Source organism: Schumannella sp. 10F1B-5-1, from assembly GCF_006517535.1.
Lineage (GTDB): Bacteria > Actinomycetota > Actinomycetes > Actinomycetales > Microbacteriaceae > Schumannella.
The window spans coordinates 322,703-336,398 of the sequence record NZ_VHQH01000002.1; the positions used below are offsets into that span (position 1 = coordinate 322,703).

15 protein-coding genes are annotated in these 13,696 nt (G+C 73.1%); 5 read left to right on the forward strand and 10 right to left on the reverse strand.

The window, feature by feature from the left end:
* The first annotated feature begins 323 nt into the window (after positions 1 to 323).
* A complete protein-coding gene (locus FJ658_RS03015) occupies positions 324 to 1,607 on the forward strand; it encodes a mechanosensitive ion channel family protein (RefSeq protein WP_141143891.1) in 1,284 nt (427 codons plus the stop codon).
* A 50-nt stretch (positions 1,608 to 1,657) separates the two neighbouring features.
* On the opposite strand, the gene purQ is transcribed toward FJ658_RS03015, so the two are convergent.
* The 4 genes from purQ to FJ658_RS03035 are packed head-to-tail and all read right to left on the reverse strand — an operon-like array spanning position 1,658 to position 4,424.
* Complete coding sequence (gene purQ / locus FJ658_RS03020; RefSeq protein ID WP_141143892.1) at positions 1,658 to 2,356, reverse strand: phosphoribosylformylglycinamidine synthase subunit PurQ; 699 nt, start codon at positions 2,354 to 2,356, stop codon at positions 1,658 to 1,660.
* 5 nt (positions 2,357 to 2,361) lie between these two features.
* Positions 2,362 to 2,607, reverse strand: coding sequence for a phosphoribosylformylglycinamidine synthase subunit PurS (locus FJ658_RS03025; RefSeq protein ID WP_141143893.1), 246 nt, complete (start codon positions 2,605 to 2,607; stop codon positions 2,362 to 2,364).
* A 40-nt stretch (positions 2,608 to 2,647) separates the two neighbouring features.
* Entirely contained in the window at positions 2,648 to 3,391 is a 744-nt protein-coding gene (locus FJ658_RS03030; RefSeq protein ID WP_141143894.1) for a GDSL-type esterase/lipase family protein, read from the reverse strand.
* Between the two features lies 1 nt (position 3,392).
* Complete coding sequence (locus FJ658_RS03035) at positions 3,393 to 4,424, reverse strand: glycosyl hydrolase family 18 protein (protein ID WP_141143895.1); 1,032 nt, start codon at positions 4,422 to 4,424, stop codon at positions 3,393 to 3,395.
* A gap of 227 nt (positions 4,425 to 4,651) precedes the next feature.
* Between FJ658_RS03035 and FJ658_RS03040 the strand changes: the two genes are divergently transcribed.
* The gene (locus tag FJ658_RS03040) at positions 4,652 to 4,903 is read left to right on the forward strand and encodes a nuclease (RefSeq protein ID WP_141143896.1); all 252 of its coding nucleotides are present in this window, start codon (positions 4,652 to 4,654) and stop codon (positions 4,901 to 4,903) included.
* Positions 4,904 to 4,986: 83 nt separating this feature from the next.
* On the opposite strand, the gene FJ658_RS03045 is transcribed toward FJ658_RS03040, so the two are convergent.
* The 5 genes from FJ658_RS03045 to purD all read right to left on the reverse strand — a co-directional run bounded on the left by FJ658_RS03045 (position 4,987) and on the right by purD (position 10,739).
* On the reverse strand, positions 4,987 to 5,388 hold the full coding sequence (locus FJ658_RS03045) for an aldehyde dehydrogenase (RefSeq protein ID WP_181408301.1): 402 nt from the start codon (positions 5,386 to 5,388) through the stop codon (positions 4,987 to 4,989).
* A gap of 192 nt (positions 5,389 to 5,580) precedes the next feature.
* The gene (locus tag FJ658_RS03050; RefSeq protein WP_255447524.1) at positions 5,581 to 6,453 is read right to left on the reverse strand and encodes a VOC family protein; all 873 of its coding nucleotides are present in this window, start codon (positions 6,451 to 6,453) and stop codon (positions 5,581 to 5,583) included.
* A 166-nt stretch (positions 6,454 to 6,619) separates the two neighbouring features.
* Positions 6,620 to 8,383, reverse strand: a complete 1,764-nt coding sequence (locus tag FJ658_RS03055) for a hypothetical protein (RefSeq protein WP_141143897.1) — start codon at positions 8,381 to 8,383, stop codon at positions 6,620 to 6,622.
* A gap of 155 nt (positions 8,384 to 8,538) precedes the next feature.
* On the reverse strand, positions 8,539 to 9,417 hold the full coding sequence (locus tag FJ658_RS03060; RefSeq protein ID WP_141144004.1) for a phosphoribosylaminoimidazolesuccinocarboxamide synthase: 879 nt from the start codon (positions 9,415 to 9,417) through the stop codon (positions 8,539 to 8,541).
* Positions 9,418 to 9,452: 35 nt separating this feature from the next.
* Positions 9,453 to 10,739, reverse strand: coding sequence for a phosphoribosylamine--glycine ligase (gene purD, locus FJ658_RS03065; protein WP_141143898.1), 1,287 nt, complete (start codon positions 10,737 to 10,739; stop codon positions 9,453 to 9,455).
* A 39-nt stretch (positions 10,740 to 10,778) separates the two neighbouring features.
* On the opposite strand from purD, the gene FJ658_RS03070 reads away from it, so the two are divergent.
* From FJ658_RS03070 to FJ658_RS03080, 3 genes are read left to right on the forward strand one after another with little or no spacing between them, the layout of a single operon-like run.
* A complete protein-coding gene (locus FJ658_RS03070) occupies positions 10,779 to 11,117 on the forward strand; it encodes a YciI family protein (protein WP_141143899.1) in 339 nt (112 codons plus the stop codon).
* Between the two features lie 47 nt (positions 11,118 to 11,164).
* Positions 11,165 to 11,566, forward strand: a complete 402-nt coding sequence (locus FJ658_RS03075) for a sterol carrier family protein (RefSeq protein WP_141143900.1) — start codon at positions 11,165 to 11,167, stop codon at positions 11,564 to 11,566.
* 52 nt (positions 11,567 to 11,618) lie between these two features.
* Positions 11,619 to 12,083, forward strand: coding sequence for a hypothetical protein (locus FJ658_RS03080; RefSeq protein WP_141143901.1), 465 nt, complete (start codon positions 11,619 to 11,621; stop codon positions 12,081 to 12,083).
* On the opposite strand, the gene FJ658_RS16945 is transcribed toward FJ658_RS03080, so the two are convergent.
* The gene (locus FJ658_RS16945; protein ID WP_141143902.1) at positions 12,080 to 13,597 is read right to left on the reverse strand and encodes a DUF4190 domain-containing protein; all 1,518 of its coding nucleotides are present in this window, start codon (positions 13,595 to 13,597) and stop codon (positions 12,080 to 12,082) included. The two genes, FJ658_RS03080 and FJ658_RS16945, sit on opposite strands and share 4 nt — an antisense overlap.
* Positions 13,598 to 13,696: the final 99 nt, after the last annotated feature.

Here is a 13,696-nt window from a genome sequence, read left to right on the forward strand (position 1 = left end):
CTCGGGCTCGCGCGGCCTCGCCGCGACGGGTGTCGACGGCTCGGCCGGCGTGCTCGGCGCCCTCGCCCTGCTGCTGGCGGGTGCGGCCCTGGTGGTCGTGCGTCGCCGCCGCGCGGAGGCGCAGCGCTAGGCGGTCGCCTCGCGCGACACGCAGCACGAGGCGGTCCGTCCCTGCGGGGGCGGGCCGCCTCGGCGTTCCGTCCGGCGGGCGACGGCGCTCGCGGTCCTGCGCCTGAGCGCCGTGTTCCGAGCGGGTGAACATCCCCTCCGCAATCCCTGAACCGCCAGCGTGAGCCGCGGGGCGTTTCCTAGCGTGGGTGTCGATGCCCGACACGATCAGCCCTCTCGCCGCGTCCGCACCCTCCGCTCTCGAATCGCTCGTGGCCTCCGCCGCCTCCGCACCCGCTGCCGCCCCGCTCGCCGCCGCGATCCCGGTGCCCGGCTGGTGGGCCTTCGCGATCGCCGTCGTCGTGGCGATCGTGCTGGCGGTGATCGTGACGCTCGTGCTGACCGTGCCGGTGCGTCTGCTGGCGCGTCGTCGCCGCTGGGAGCCGACCGCGCTGCGCGGCATCCGGCGCCCGTTCCGCATCCTGCTGCTCGTGATCACGCTGTGGATCGCCGTGCAGGTCGCGTTCCCCCTGCGCGACGTGGTCGCCACGATCGAGCACGGGATGCTCATCCTCGCGATCGCCACGACGGCCTGGCTGATCGGCGGCATCGTCGGCGCGGCGCTCGGCGGAATCCTGGCCCGCTACCCGACCGACGTCGCCGACAACCGCCTGGCCCGCCGCATCCAGACCCAGGTGCTGCTGCTGCGGCGCATCGTCGTCGTGGTGCTCGTGATCGTGGCGGCGGGCGCGATCCTGCTGACGTTCCCCGGCGTCGAGGCGGTCGGCACGAGCCTGCTCGCCTCGGCCGGACTGGTCAGCGTCGTCGCCGGCCTCGCGGCGCAGTCGACCCTCGCGAACCTGTTCGCGGGCGTGCAGCTGGCCTTCTCCGATGCGATCCGCGTCGACGACGTCGTGGTCGTCGAGACGCAGTGGGGGCGCATCGAGGACATCACCCTGAGCTACGTGGTCGTGCACCTCTGGGACGACCGCCGGCTCGTGCTGCCGAGCACGTACTTCACGACCACCCCGTTCGAGAACTGGACCCGGCACAGCTCGGAGCTGCTCGGCGGCGTCGAGTTCGACGTCGACTGGAGCATCAGCCCGACCGCGATGCGGAAGGAGCTCGACGCGATCCTCGACCGCACCGAGCTGTGGGACGAGCGCACCAAGGTGCTGCAGGTGACGGATGCGACCGGCGGCGTCGTGCGGGTGCGCGTGCTCGTCTCGGCCCGCGATGCGGGGGAGCTGTTCGACCTGCGCTGCTATGTGCGCGAGCAGCTCGTCGAGTGGGTGCGGCACAGCGATACCGCCGGGCTGCCGCGTCAGCGGGTCGAGATGATCGACCACGCCCCCGCGCGGCGGCGCGAGGTCGGCACCGACACCGGCGGGCTGTTCACCGGCTCGGAGGATTCCGAGCGCCGTGCGCTGAGCTTCACCCAGGCGATCCCGCTGCCGGACCCCGCCGACGTCGAGGCGGATGCGGCGGAGCGTCGCTGAGGCGGCGAACCGCGCCAGTCGCGCCGAGCCGCTGAGCGGTCAGCGCCGGATCAGGCGTTCGCGAGCGTCTGCTGCAGGATCGAGGTGAAGAAGCGCAGGCCGTCGACGCCCGAGCGCATCGCCGCATCCGTGTCGGGGCCGAAGCCCGCCTCGACGGCGTGCTCGGGGTGCGGCATGAGCCCGACGACGTTGCCGCGCGCGTTCGTGAGGCCGGCGATGTCGTTCAGCGAGCCGTTCGGGTTCGTCTGCAGGTAGCGGAACGCGACCTGGCCCTCGCTCTCGAGGCGCTTGAGCGTCTCGGCGTCGGCGATGAAGCCGCCCTCGCCGTTCTTCAGCGGGATCGTGATCTCCTCGCCCGCGGTGAACTGGTTCGTCCATGCGGTGTCGGCGTTCTCGACGCGCAGGCGCTGATCGCGGCAGACGAAGTCGCCGTGGTCGTTGCGGATCAGCCCGCCGGGCAGCAGGTGCGACTCGACCAGGATCTGGAAGCCGTTGCAGATGCCGAGCACGGGCATCCCCGCGTTCGCGGCGGAGACGACCTCGGTCATGATCGGCGACTGCGCGGCGATCGCGCCGCAGCGCAGGTAGTCGCCGTAGCTGAAGCCGCCGGGCAGCACGATCGCCTCGACGCCGTCGAGGTCGTGGGCCCCGTGCCAGAGCGCCACGGGCTCGCCGCCCGCGAGGCGCACGGCGCGCTGCGCATCCCGGTCATCGAGCGAGCCGGGGAAGGTGACGACGCCGATGCGCACGGCGATTACTCCGCGACCCGCACGCTGACGACGTCTTCGATGACGCCGTTGCTGAGCAGGTCGTCGGCGAGCTCGCGGGCCTCGGCGAGCACGGCATCCGTGACCTCGTCGACCGTCAGCTCGAAGCGCTTGCCGATGCGCACGCCGCTGAAGTGGCTGCGACCCTGCTTGCCGAGGGCCGTGGCGACGGCCTTGCCCGCCGGGTCGAGCAGTTCGGCCTTGGGCATGACCTCGACGACGATGGTGGGCACAGATCACTCCGTCAGTTCAGGGCAGGGGGATGCGCCCATCCTACCGGCGCGGCGGCGGTGCGCTGAGCGCGGCGGCGATGCCCCGGGCGAGACGCGCGTAGCCGGCTGCATCGGGGTGGAAGCGGTCGTCGGGGGATGCGCTGCTCCCGTCGATCCCCGGGGCGAGCACCGCGCCCCACGTGCGGCAGACGCGGGCCGCCGCCCGGCGGAGCCCGGCGGCGTGCGCGCCGAGCGCGAAGCGCAGCGGCTGCGGCAGCACGGCGAAGCGCTCGAAGTGCGGCGGCGTGACCACGCACACCCGCCGCCCGAGCCGGCGCGCCTGCAGGGTGCGCACGATGCTCGTCAGGTCGCGGGCGAAAGCGCGCGTGGAGCGCAGCTTCATCGCGTCGTTCCAGCCGACGAGCACGACCACGGTGTCGGCCGAGCTCGCGGACGCCCGGTCGAGGAAGTCGGCGCGGATGTCGGCGGCCGTCGCGCCGTTGCGGCCCAGGGCGAGCGCACGGGTGGATGCGGGCGCCGGCGCATCCCCGGCAGTGGTGGTGCCGTCGATCGGTTCGAGGCCCAGCTCCCGCGCGAGCGCCGCCGGCAGCGCTTCCGCGCCGTCGCGCACCCCCGTGCCGACGGCGGTGGAGTCGCCGAGCACGAGCAGCGCGAGCGCGGGGTCGGCGAGCGCGCGCGCATCCGGTTCGCTCAGCGGGGCGGCGAGACGCGGGGTGGATGCGCTCAGCCGACGCCCCTGCGCCACGACGACCGGCGCGAGCAGCGCCGCCCAGAGTCGCGTCACGCTAGTCCTCCGGGTCCTTCACGGGCTCGATCGGGTCGGAGACCGCGAGCGACCACACCGCCACGCCGTGCAGGTCGCGCTGCTGCGCGAGCTTGACGCGCAGGGCGAGCGAGCGCGCATCCGACCACCACATGACCGTGCCGTCGGGCAGGGTCGCCGTCCACTCGCCGATCTTCTCGTCGAAGGTCGCGACCGCTCCCGCCTCCTCGACGAAGCGCCGCGCCTGCGTGGTGCTGACGGCCTTCGCGCCGACCGGGCCGCCCCAGCGGTAGCCGTAGCCGGCCACCCCGAGCTGCACCTGCTGCGGGTCGACGTGCTTGAGCAGCGCGTTCAGCACCTTGCGCTGCCAGACCAGATCGCCGACGGGGCCGGGGTCGTCGGGCGCCCACGGCCCGTGCAGGTCGTAGGCCATCAGCGTCAGGTGGTCGAGGCTCTTCGCCAGGCGCTCGACGTCGAAACCGCGGTCGCGGTACCCGGCCTTGCTGCTCGCGGTGGCGATCGCCGCATCCAGCCGCACGTCGGGTCCGACGGCCTCCCGCAGCTCCTCGGCGAACTCGGCGTAGTCGTCGGCCAGATCGCCGTCGATCGACTCGATGTCGAGCATGATGCCGCCATCCCAGCGGTACTCGTCGACGTCGTCGGCCAGCTGCTCGGCGACCTTCTTCCGGTTGGCCGCCGACGTGAGCATCTGCTCGGCGAGGCCGCGGCTGAAGCCCTCGCCGGGCCGGGCGTTGATCACGAGCAGCTGCGCCGGGATGCCCAGCTTCTTCGCGCGGTCGCGCTGCGCCAGCACGGCCTCGTTCGGCTTGTCGACGCCGGCACCGCCCTCCTGCAGGTGCACGCCCTGGATGCCCAGCAGCTGGATGCCGTCAGCGCTCTTGTCGATCAGGTCGACGTTCGCGTAGTCCGGCTGGAAGGCCAGCATCTCGAAGCGCGGGGCCGCGATGCCGCACCCCGACAGCACCAGCAGCACCGCGGTCGCCGCGGCGGCGATCAGGGTCGGGCGGGCGGCGCGGCGGCGTCGGATCGGCACTCGTCCATCGTGACCCACGCGCCGGACATCCCGCGCAGATCGCGGGCGATCCGGAGCATCGGCCTTCGCGGGCCGTCCGATCGCGCCGCCTCCATGGCGCCTCTGTGACGCCGCGTTGCGTCATGTGACGCGACCAGGTGCGGGCCCGGGATGCGCGACCTAGAGTCGCACGCACACCGCACGACCCGCATACCGCGACCGCATCGCATCCGCCCGAGGAGGAGAGCATGACCCCCAGCAGCATGACCGGAGTCCTGCCCATCCAGCAGGCCGTCGCGAACGCGTCGCCGAGCGCCTGGCGCGACGGGCTCGTCGTCGAGGCGCGTCAGGGCGAGGTCGTCGTGGCCGCGCTCGACGGCGCGCTCACGACGCTCGCCACTGCGGTGCTGCCCGCGCTCGGCGAGCCGGTCGCGTTCCACCCGGTGGCCGAGCTGCTCGCGGTCGCGGGGGTGCGGTACCCGGCGCGCGCCGCGGGCTAGCCGTCCCGCGACGGTCCGCCCCGCTCAGCGATCGCGGCGGGTGGCGCTCAGCAGCGCGCCGAACAGCAGACGAGCCCGAGGCCTCAGGCCATCGAGCTCATCATCTTCTGGCAGCTGGCGACCATCGCCTCGCACGCCATCATGCAGATGCGGCAGTGCTCGTGCATGTCGGCGTGCATCCGGCACTCGGCGGCGCAGGCCTCGCCCATCGTCATGCAGGCGGTCATCATGGCCGACATGGCGCCCATGTCGTGACCCATCGGCCGCATCATCATGCGCATCATCGTGGTCGCGACATCCGCCATGTTCGAGCACATCGACGAGCAGCGGCCCATGTCGTCGCCCATGTCGGCGTCGGCGCACATGGTCGCGGCCATCGCGGCGGCCGAGCACGCCTCCATGCACTCCTGCATCGCCATCATGTCCATGCTCATGGCCATGTCGGTCTGGGGCATCGACTGCATCATGTCGCTCATCATGCTCATCGGGGTTCTCCTCACGGTCGTGGTGCTCCCGCCGACCGGGGGAGTCGATGCCCCGAACGCTACGCAGTGCGGGCTCGACCCGCCAGACCCCGTCGTCGAGCCCTCAGTGGATGCCCACCCCGGCATCGCGTGCGCTCAGCGCTCGCGCGCGCGACGTCGACCGGGTGCCGACCCTGAGGCGCCCGCGCCCGCTCAGACCGCGGCGTCGGCCGCCACGACCCGGATCGTGTTCGCCCACGGGTCGTCGAAGCTGACCGACCGCCCGTCGTCGCGGGCCTCGACGCCGAAGTGCCGCATCCGCTCGCTCAGCTCGCCGACCGCGTCGGCGCCGGGCACGACGATGTCGACCCGCCCCAGGCCCAGGGTCGGCTGGCGGCGGCCCGCGCCCTTGCTGTTCCACACGTTCATCGCCATGTGGTGGTGGTAGCCGCCGGCGCTCACGAACAGCGCCTGGTCGCCCAGCTCGGCGGTGGTGTCGAAGCCGAGGCGGTCGACGTAGAACTCGCGGGCGGGCGCGATCGACCCGACCGAGAGGTGCACGTGGCCGATCGTGGCGTCGCCGATTCCGGGCGTCGCGAGGCCCTGCTCGGTGAGGTGCTGCTGCAGGAAGCGGTTCGGGTCGAGGTAGAGGGTGTTCATCTCGACGCGGCCGTGGGTCCAGCTCCACTCGCTGCGGTCGCGATCCCAGTAGAGCTCGACGCCGTTGCCCTCGGGGTCGTCGAAGTAGAAGGCGTTGCTGACGAGGTGGTCGCTCGAGCCGCGGAAGGTGTCGGGATGCCGCTGCGCGACCCCGTAGACGGCGGCGGCGAGGGCGGCCTGCGAGTCGAACAGGATCGCGGTGTGGAACAGCCCGGCCTCGCGCGGCCCGGCGTGCTTGAGTGCGGGCGCGTGGTGCAGCGTCAGCAGCACGCGGTCGCCGCGGCCCAGGTCGACGCGGTCGCCGGCGGCGCCGATCAGGTCGAGGCCGACGGCGTCGCGGTAGTACGCGGTCATGGTGTCGAGGTCGGCGACATCGAGGGTGACGGCGCCCATCGCGGTGTCGGCGGCGAGGCGATCGAAGGTCATACGCGACGCAACCTCGATGCGTACGCATTGATTCCCGGATGCGTGCTGCGAGCATCCCGGTCGACCCGACCCGACCCGACCCGACCGCCCGCCGACGCGACAGGGGCGCCGCGGCCGAAGCCGCCGACGCCCCTGTGTCTCCCGCTCGGGTCGAGCGGAGCCGAGATCAGCTGAGCTTCGTCTCGTAGGTGATCGCGCCGTCGTCGCCGATCTTCAGCGTTCCCAGCATGTTGATCGAGCGCACGTCACCCGACGAGGTCCCGACGCCGGCGGCGCTCGAGGCGTCGGCCGTCACGCTGAAGTGGCCGTTGAACAGGCTGACGACCGAGAAGCCCTCGCCGTCCCAGTCGCCGATGTCGGGGTCGGGACGCTCGACGACGGTCCACTTGATGTTCGTGTAGGTCACGCCCGGCGTGCCGCGGATGCTGAAGCCGCATCCGCCGGTCGGGGTGAGCGAGCCCTGGTCGAAGCACGACTGGAAGAACGCGTCGATCGCCTTGTCGGCGGCCTCGACACCCGAGTCGCTCAGCGCGACCTCGAGGTTCGCATCCAGGCCGCTCACCCCCGCCGAGATCGTGCTGAGGCCCTTGACCTCGACCTTGCCGGTCTCCCACTGCAGCAGGTCGACGCCCTTGCCCTCGTAGTCGAAGGTGTAGGTGCCGGGCAGCGAGACGAACTCGTAGTCGCTCGTGGTCGCGTCGTCGTCCGACGGCTTCAGCTCCTTGCCGTTGACCGTGAGCTTCAGGTTCGACGGGCCCGAGGCGGTCGCCGTCACCGTGGGCAGCGAGTCGCCCGCGACGACGTAGTTGTCCCAGATGAAGTCCTTGCCCTTGGCGGTGACCTTGAACGTCTCGGTCGAGCTGTCGCCGCTCTTATAGTTGACGCGGGCGGTGACGGTGGTGCCGCTCGTGCGATTGATCGAATACGACGAGACCTGGCCCTCGGCCTTCTTGTACACGTCGTCGTCGATCAGGGTGAGGTCGCCCTCGGGCTGCGGCGACATCGTCTTGACCGCGGCCTCGGCCTGGCCGGCCTTGAGCTTGTCGAGGAACGCGCTGACCGCGCTCGCGGGCGAGTGGGTCGCGTTGCCGACGTTCACGACGACGACGGCCGCCACGATGATCAGGATGAGCGCGGCGCCACCGGCGATGAGGCCGACGAGCAGCTTCTTCGACGACTTCTTCGCCGGCTGCGGCTGGCCGAATCCGGGCTGGCCGGGCTGGCCGGGGCCGCCGTTCCATCCGCCGGCGCCGGGAGCACCGGGAGCGCCGGGCGCGGTGGCGTAGGGCTGCTGGCCGGTGGTGTTCTGGGCGTACTGACCCGCCGTGGCTCCGGCGGCGCCCGCGGCGCCGTAGGCGCCGGCCTGGCCGTACTGCGCCGTGGCGGCGTTCGGGTCGGCGTTCTGCACGGGATGCTGCGGGCCGGTCTGCTGCGGAGCGGCGGGCTGGCCATACTGCGGCTGGCCGTAGGCGGGCTGCTGACCGTGCTGCTCGGGAGCGCTCGGAGCGGGCTGGCCGGGCTGCTGGCCGTACTGCGCCGTCGGCTGTGCGCCGGTCTGGTTCGGCTGAGCGTAGGGCGAGGCCGGCTGCTCGGGCTGCTGCGGCGCCGCGGGCTGCTGCGCCGACCAGCTCTGCTGCGGCTGCTGCGGGGCGCCGTACTGCGGGGCCCCGTACTGCTGGTTGCCGTACTGCTGGCCGCCGTACTGGGGCGAGCCGTACTGCGGTGCGGCGGGCTCCTGCGGCTGCGGCGACTCGGGCTGCGCCGCCGCGGCGCCGCCGCCGTCGACGACGGGCTGGTCGCGGGTGCTCACGTCCGACGGCGAGAAGTCGTCGGCGGGACGCTGGGGCAGGCGGGCGGTCGTGGGGCGATCCTCGGGGGGCAGGTCGTCGTCAGACGGCTGCACCGGCGGGTCGCTGGGCTTGTCGGTCATGAGAGATCCCCTTCCGGCGCCATGGGGTGGGTGTGCAGAACGCGCCGAGACTCGGTTGCCCTCGCACTCTAGCCTCGTGAGGAGAACTCCGACACGGGGACGACTCCCCATTAATCGGAGCGTTACGCGGGGGCGATGTCGCGATCCCGCGCGGCTCAGCCGGCGAGGCGCTCGATCAGCTCGCGGTAGCGCGCGGCCGTGCGCTCGACGATCTCAGCGGGGAGCATCGGAGGGGTGCCCTGCTTGTCCCAGTGGGCCGAAAGCCAGTCGCGCACGATCTGCTTGTCGAAGCTCGCGAGACGGTCCGGTCCGCCGGCGGCCCAGCCCGCCGCATCCCAGTACCGGCTGGAGTCGCTCGTGAGCACCTCGTCGGCCAGCACGATCTCGCCGGTCGCGGCGTCGCGGCCGAACTCGAACTTGGTGTCGGCGACGATCACGCCGTGCTCGCCGGCGAGCTCGGACGCGGCCGAGAAGATGCGGACGCTGAGGTCGCGGATCGCCGTCGCATCCGCCTCGCCGACCAGCTCGACCGTGCGCTCGAAGCTGATGTTCTCGTCGTGCTCGCCCATGGGCGCCTTGTAGGCGGGGGTGTAGATCGGCTCGGGCAGGCGGTCGCCGTCGCCGAGGCCGTCGGGCAGCGGGATGCCGCACACGGTGCGGGACTGCTGGTACTCGACCCAGCCCGACCCGGTGAGGTAGCCGCGCACGACCGCTTCGATGGGGAACATGTCGAGCTCGCGCACGAACATCGCGCGCGCGGCGACGTCGGCCGGCAGGTCGGCGGGCAGCCCGGCCGGGTCGAGGTGGTTCGGCACGTCGAGACGCGCGAACCACCAGCGGCTCAGCTTGGTCAGCTCGGCGCCCTTGCCCGGGATGCCGGGCTCGAGCACGAAGTCGAAAGCGCTGACGCGGTCGGTCGCGACCACGAGCATCCGGTTCGGATGGGCGTCGTGGCGGTAGAGGTCGCGCACCTTGCCGGAGTAGACGTGAGCCCAGCCGAGTTCGGCGAGGCGCGGGTCGCCGCCGGTCGGGATGACAGCGCCCGCGTCGGCCGTGCCCGCGCCGTCGCTCACTGCGCGACCCGGGCCGCGATGTCGGTGCGGAAGTGCCCGCCCTCGAGGTCGAGGCGGCCGAGCGCGGCGTAGGCGCGCTCGCGCGCCGCCGCGAAGTCGGCGCCGCGGGCGACGACGCTCAGCACGCGCCCGCCGGTGGCGACGTACTCGCCGTCGACGAGCGTGGTCGCCGCGTGATCGACCGTGACGCCCTCGGGCAGCTCGGCCTCGAGCGCCGCGAGACCGCGGATCGGGCGACCCGTGATCGGGTTCTCGGGGTAGCCCTCGCTGGCCAGCACGACCGTGACGGCGACCTCGGGGCTGAACTTCGGATACGGCAGACGGCCGAGGCCGCCGGTCGCCGCCGCCGTGATGAGCTCGGCGAGCGAGCTCTCGAGGCGCGGCAGCACGACCTGCGTCTCGGGGTCGCCGAAGCGGGCGTTGAACTCGATCACGCGGATGCCCTCAGCCGTGATGATGAGGCCGCAGTAGAGCAGACCCACGAAGGGCGTGCCCTCGGCCTCGAGCTGGCGCACGGTCGGGAGGGCGACGCGATCGACGACCTCGTCGACGAAGTCGGCCTCGCTCGGCCAGCGGTCGCTGAGCCACGGCAGCGGGGAGTAGGCGCCCATGCCGCCGGTGTTGGGGCCGGCATCCCCGTCGAAGACGCGCTTGAAGTCCTGCGCGGGGCTGAGCGGCAGCACGTCGTGGCCGTCGGCCAGCAGGAACAGCGAGACCTCGGGGCCCGACAGGTGCTCCTCGATCAGCACCCCGCCCTGCTGCAGGTAGAAGGAGGCGTGGTCGATCGCCGCCTGACGGTCGTCGGTGACGAGCACGCCCTTGCCCGCGGCGAGGCCGTCGGCCTTGACGACGTGCGGGGCGCCGAAGCGGTCGAGGGCCTCGGCGACCTCGTCGATCGTGTCGGCGTGCACGGCGCCGCCGGTCGGCACCTGAGCGGCCTGCATGATCCGCTTCGCGAAGCTCTTCGAGCCCTCGAGCGCGGCGGCCGCCTTGTCGGGGCCGAAGACGGGGATGCCGTAGCGGCGCAGCGCGTCGCCGACGCCCGCCACGAGCGGGGCCTCGGGCCCGATGACGACGAGGTCGACCTCGGAGTCGCGGGCGTAGTCGGCCACGAGGCGGCCGTTCGACGCGTCGAGCTTCACGGTCTCGACGAGCGCCGCGATGCCGGCGTTGCCGGGGGCGGCGATCACCTCGTGGGCAGGGCCGTCGGAAGTCTGGTCACGCAGCAGGGCACGCACGATCGCGTGCTCGCGCGCCCCGGAGCCGAGAACGAGGATTCGCACCGGCACAGCCTAACGGCGCACGCCGATACGCTCGAACCCATGAGTGATGCGCGGGGCTCGCACGTGCGGGCGCCCGAGACCTGGCTGCTTCTCGTGCACACCGAGGGGGCGTCGTCCGACCGCAGCCGGCCCAAGACGCTGCAGCCGTGGTTCGCCGGGCATCGCGCCTTCCAGGCCGGGCTCGTGGACGACGGTCTGCTCGTGGCCGCGGGATCGCTGCCGGGCGCCGACGGCGAGGAGCTCACGCTCGTGCGCGGCATCGACGGCGCCGCGCTGCTGGCCCGCGCCCAGGCCGACCCGGCCGTCGCCGAGGGGCACCTGCGCGTCGAGGTGCGCCCCTGGGTCGTGGTGCAGTCGGCGCTGCCGCGGCTCGACTGAGCCGGCACGGGGCAGTGGATGCGCATCCACCGGGCTAGCGTGGACGCATGGCTCGAGCCCGCATCACCGCCTCCGACGGCGAGGCCGCGGTGCGCGCCGTGACCGCCGCTGCGACTGCCGCCGACGGCGCGGACGCGGCGCCCGTCGAGCGCGACACCACGGCACTCGCCGTGCGCTACCTGCTGCAGCTGCTCGCCGACACGGCCCCGGGCAACAGCGTCGAGGTGCGCGTGCCGCCCTTCGGCGCGACCCAGGCGATCGAGGGGCCGCGTCACACCCGCGGCACGCCGCCCAACGTGGTCGAGATGAGCGCATCCACCTGGATCGCCCTCGCCACCGGGGCGCAGAGCTGGGATGCGGCGCTCGCCGCCGCGGAGGTCTCGGCTTCGGGCTCGCGCGCCGACCTCACCGAGGTGCTGCCGCTCGCCTGGGGCGGCTCCGCCGTCTGATGGGCGACCGCGCGTGGTCAGAGCGCCCAGCGCGGTCGGCGACAATGGAGGCGTGACCGACCCGCGCGACGACTCCAGCCCGGCCGAGCCCGCGGCTCCCGCCGAGCAGCGGGTGCGCATCCGCCGGGCTCCGAAGCTCAGCGTGTTCATGGGTCTCGGCGCCATCGTCGGCGTGCTGGTGTCGCTGATCCTGACCAGCACGCAGAAGGCCGACCCCTCGGTCGGCTTCGCCGCCACGGCCGGCTACTTCGCGATCTACGGCGTCACGCTCGGCGTGCTCGTCGGCGCGATCGTCGGCCTGATCGCCGACCGCGTCTCGCGTCGTCGCGCGCACTACGTCGTGGTCGAGCACGAGGTCGTCGACCTGCCCGACGAGGCGGACGAGGAGCCCGCCCTCGACGCGACGGCGGCATCCGCGACTCCGACCTCCGCCGAGATCGAGCCCGGAACTCAGGCCGACCCGGCATCCGGGACCGAGCCCGCCGCCGACTCCGGCGACGAGCCCCGCTCCCGCTAGGCCGCGCTCGCCGTCCAGTCGCCGTTGTAGGCGGCGATGTGGATGATCGACGGGCCCGCCACGAGGGTCACCGTCTTCGACACCGAGTCGATCTCGTTGAGCAGCAGCTCGTGGTCGCCGGCCGTCGTGACCTGCTCGACGATGAAGTTGCTGTCGCCCGTGTACTCGAGCGCCCAGTCCTCGCCGGCGCCGTCGTAGGCGAACACGATGTCGCCGCGGCCCGATGCGGGCAGCGCCGCGGGCTTCGCGGTCGAGATCGGCGAGATCGTGACCGTCCAGGTGCCGGTGGTGCCGGAGATCTCCAGGGTGTCGGACTGGCTGCCGTAACTGCGGGTGCCGTAGACCGAGGTGCCGTGGTACTCCCCCTGGCTCGACATGACCTCGTCGACGTAGTTGCCCGCGTCGTCGTAGGTCGCGGCCTGCAGCAGCCGGTCGCCGTCGTAGTCGATCGTCACGAGACCCGAGTGCGCCTCGTCGGGGATGTCGATGGTCGCGTCGCCGATGCCGGTCTGGGTGATCGGGGTGAAGTCGCCGAAGGTGTCGGCGAGGCTGCCGCCGTTGAAGTCCGGTCCCTGGCCCGGCGTCGAGCCGGTGTAGGGGCTGCTCGACGAGGTGTAACCGGGATCCTGGTCGGGCAGCGACCCGATCCAGCTCGAGAACCCGACGGTCCACAGGATCGAGGCCGTCATGCCGAGCACGCCGAGCACGGTGCCGACGATCGCGAGCGAGCGGCGGAAGCGCAGGCGGATGATGCCGATCACGCCGAACACGATCGCGAGCAGGGCGGGCAGCCCGGCGACGAAGTGCACGAACGGGATGACGCCGGTGACGATCGCGATGATGCCGCAGATCAGCGCCGTGAGGCCGAGCCACGAGCTCTCGCCCGAGCCGCGCGAGGCGACCGCGTAGGCGGGCATGGGGTACGCCGTCGGGGCGACGCCGCCGTAGGGCGAGCCGTAGGCGCCGCGCGCTCCGTAGGGAGCGGGTCCGCCGGGCGCACCGTAGGGGTTGCCGGCCGCGGAGCCGTACGGGCTGCCGTAGGGCGCGGGCTGTCCGGGGGCTGCGGCGTAGGGCGAGGCTCCGGATGCGCCGCCGAGGTACGGCGGGCCGCCGTAGCCGCCTGGGGCAGTCGCGCCGCCGCCGTATCCGGGGACGTAGGGGCTGCCGGCCGCGGCGCCGGCGCCGGAGCCGCCCGACGTCGGCGCCGCCGACGCGTCGTTCTCGGCATAGGGATTCGGGCCGGGATCGCGTCGTCCGGGCGCGGGCGCTCCGGTCGCGGGGCCCTCGGCGGGGGCGCTCGCGCCGTAGCCGAAGCCCGGCGGGGCGAAGCCGGGCGTGCCGGCGGCGTCGGCGGGCTGGCCCGGCTGACCGGGCGAGGGCGCGGGAGCGGCGGGCGCGTCGTACGGCGAGCGTGGGCGCACGATCGTCGGCTCGGGCTCCGCAGCCGCGTCGGAGCCCGGGGGCGTCACCGGCGGACGGAACTCGGCGTCGTCGTTCGCGCTGCTGTCGGGCATCCCGCTCCTCGTCTGCCGGCGGACCCGCTGCCGCATCCGCCCGGGCCGATGCCGGGCCGGCGCGAGGCCGCCGAGTCGACCCTAGGCAATGCCGCCGAC

Coding starts and splice junctions, on each gene's coding strand:
- FJ658_RS03015 (WP_141143891.1), top strand. CDS start 324: ATGCCCGACACGATCAGCCCTCTCGCCGCGTCCGCACCCTCCGCTCTC.
- FJ658_RS03040 (WP_141143896.1), top strand. CDS start 4,652: ATGACCCCCAGCAGCATGACCGGAGTCCTGCCCATCCAGCAGGCCGTC.
- FJ658_RS03045 (WP_181408301.1), bottom strand. CDS start 5,388: ATGAGCATGATGAGCGACATGATGCAGTCGATGCCCCAGACCGACATG.
- FJ658_RS03050 (WP_255447524.1), bottom strand. CDS start 6,453: ATGACCTTCGATCGCCTCGCCGCCGACACCGCGATGGGCGCCGTCACC.
- FJ658_RS03055 (WP_141143897.1), bottom strand. CDS start 8,383: ATGACCGACAAGCCCAGCGACCCGCCGGTGCAGCCGTCTGACGACGAC.
- FJ658_RS03070 (WP_141143899.1), top strand. CDS start 10,779: ATGAGTGATGCGCGGGGCTCGCACGTGCGGGCGCCCGAGACCTGGCTG.
- FJ658_RS03075 (WP_141143900.1), top strand. CDS start 11,165: ATGGCTCGAGCCCGCATCACCGCCTCCGACGGCGAGGCCGCGGTGCGC.
- FJ658_RS16945 (WP_141143902.1), bottom strand. CDS start 13,597: ATGCCCGACAGCAGCGCGAACGACGACGCCGAGTTCCGTCCGCCGGTG.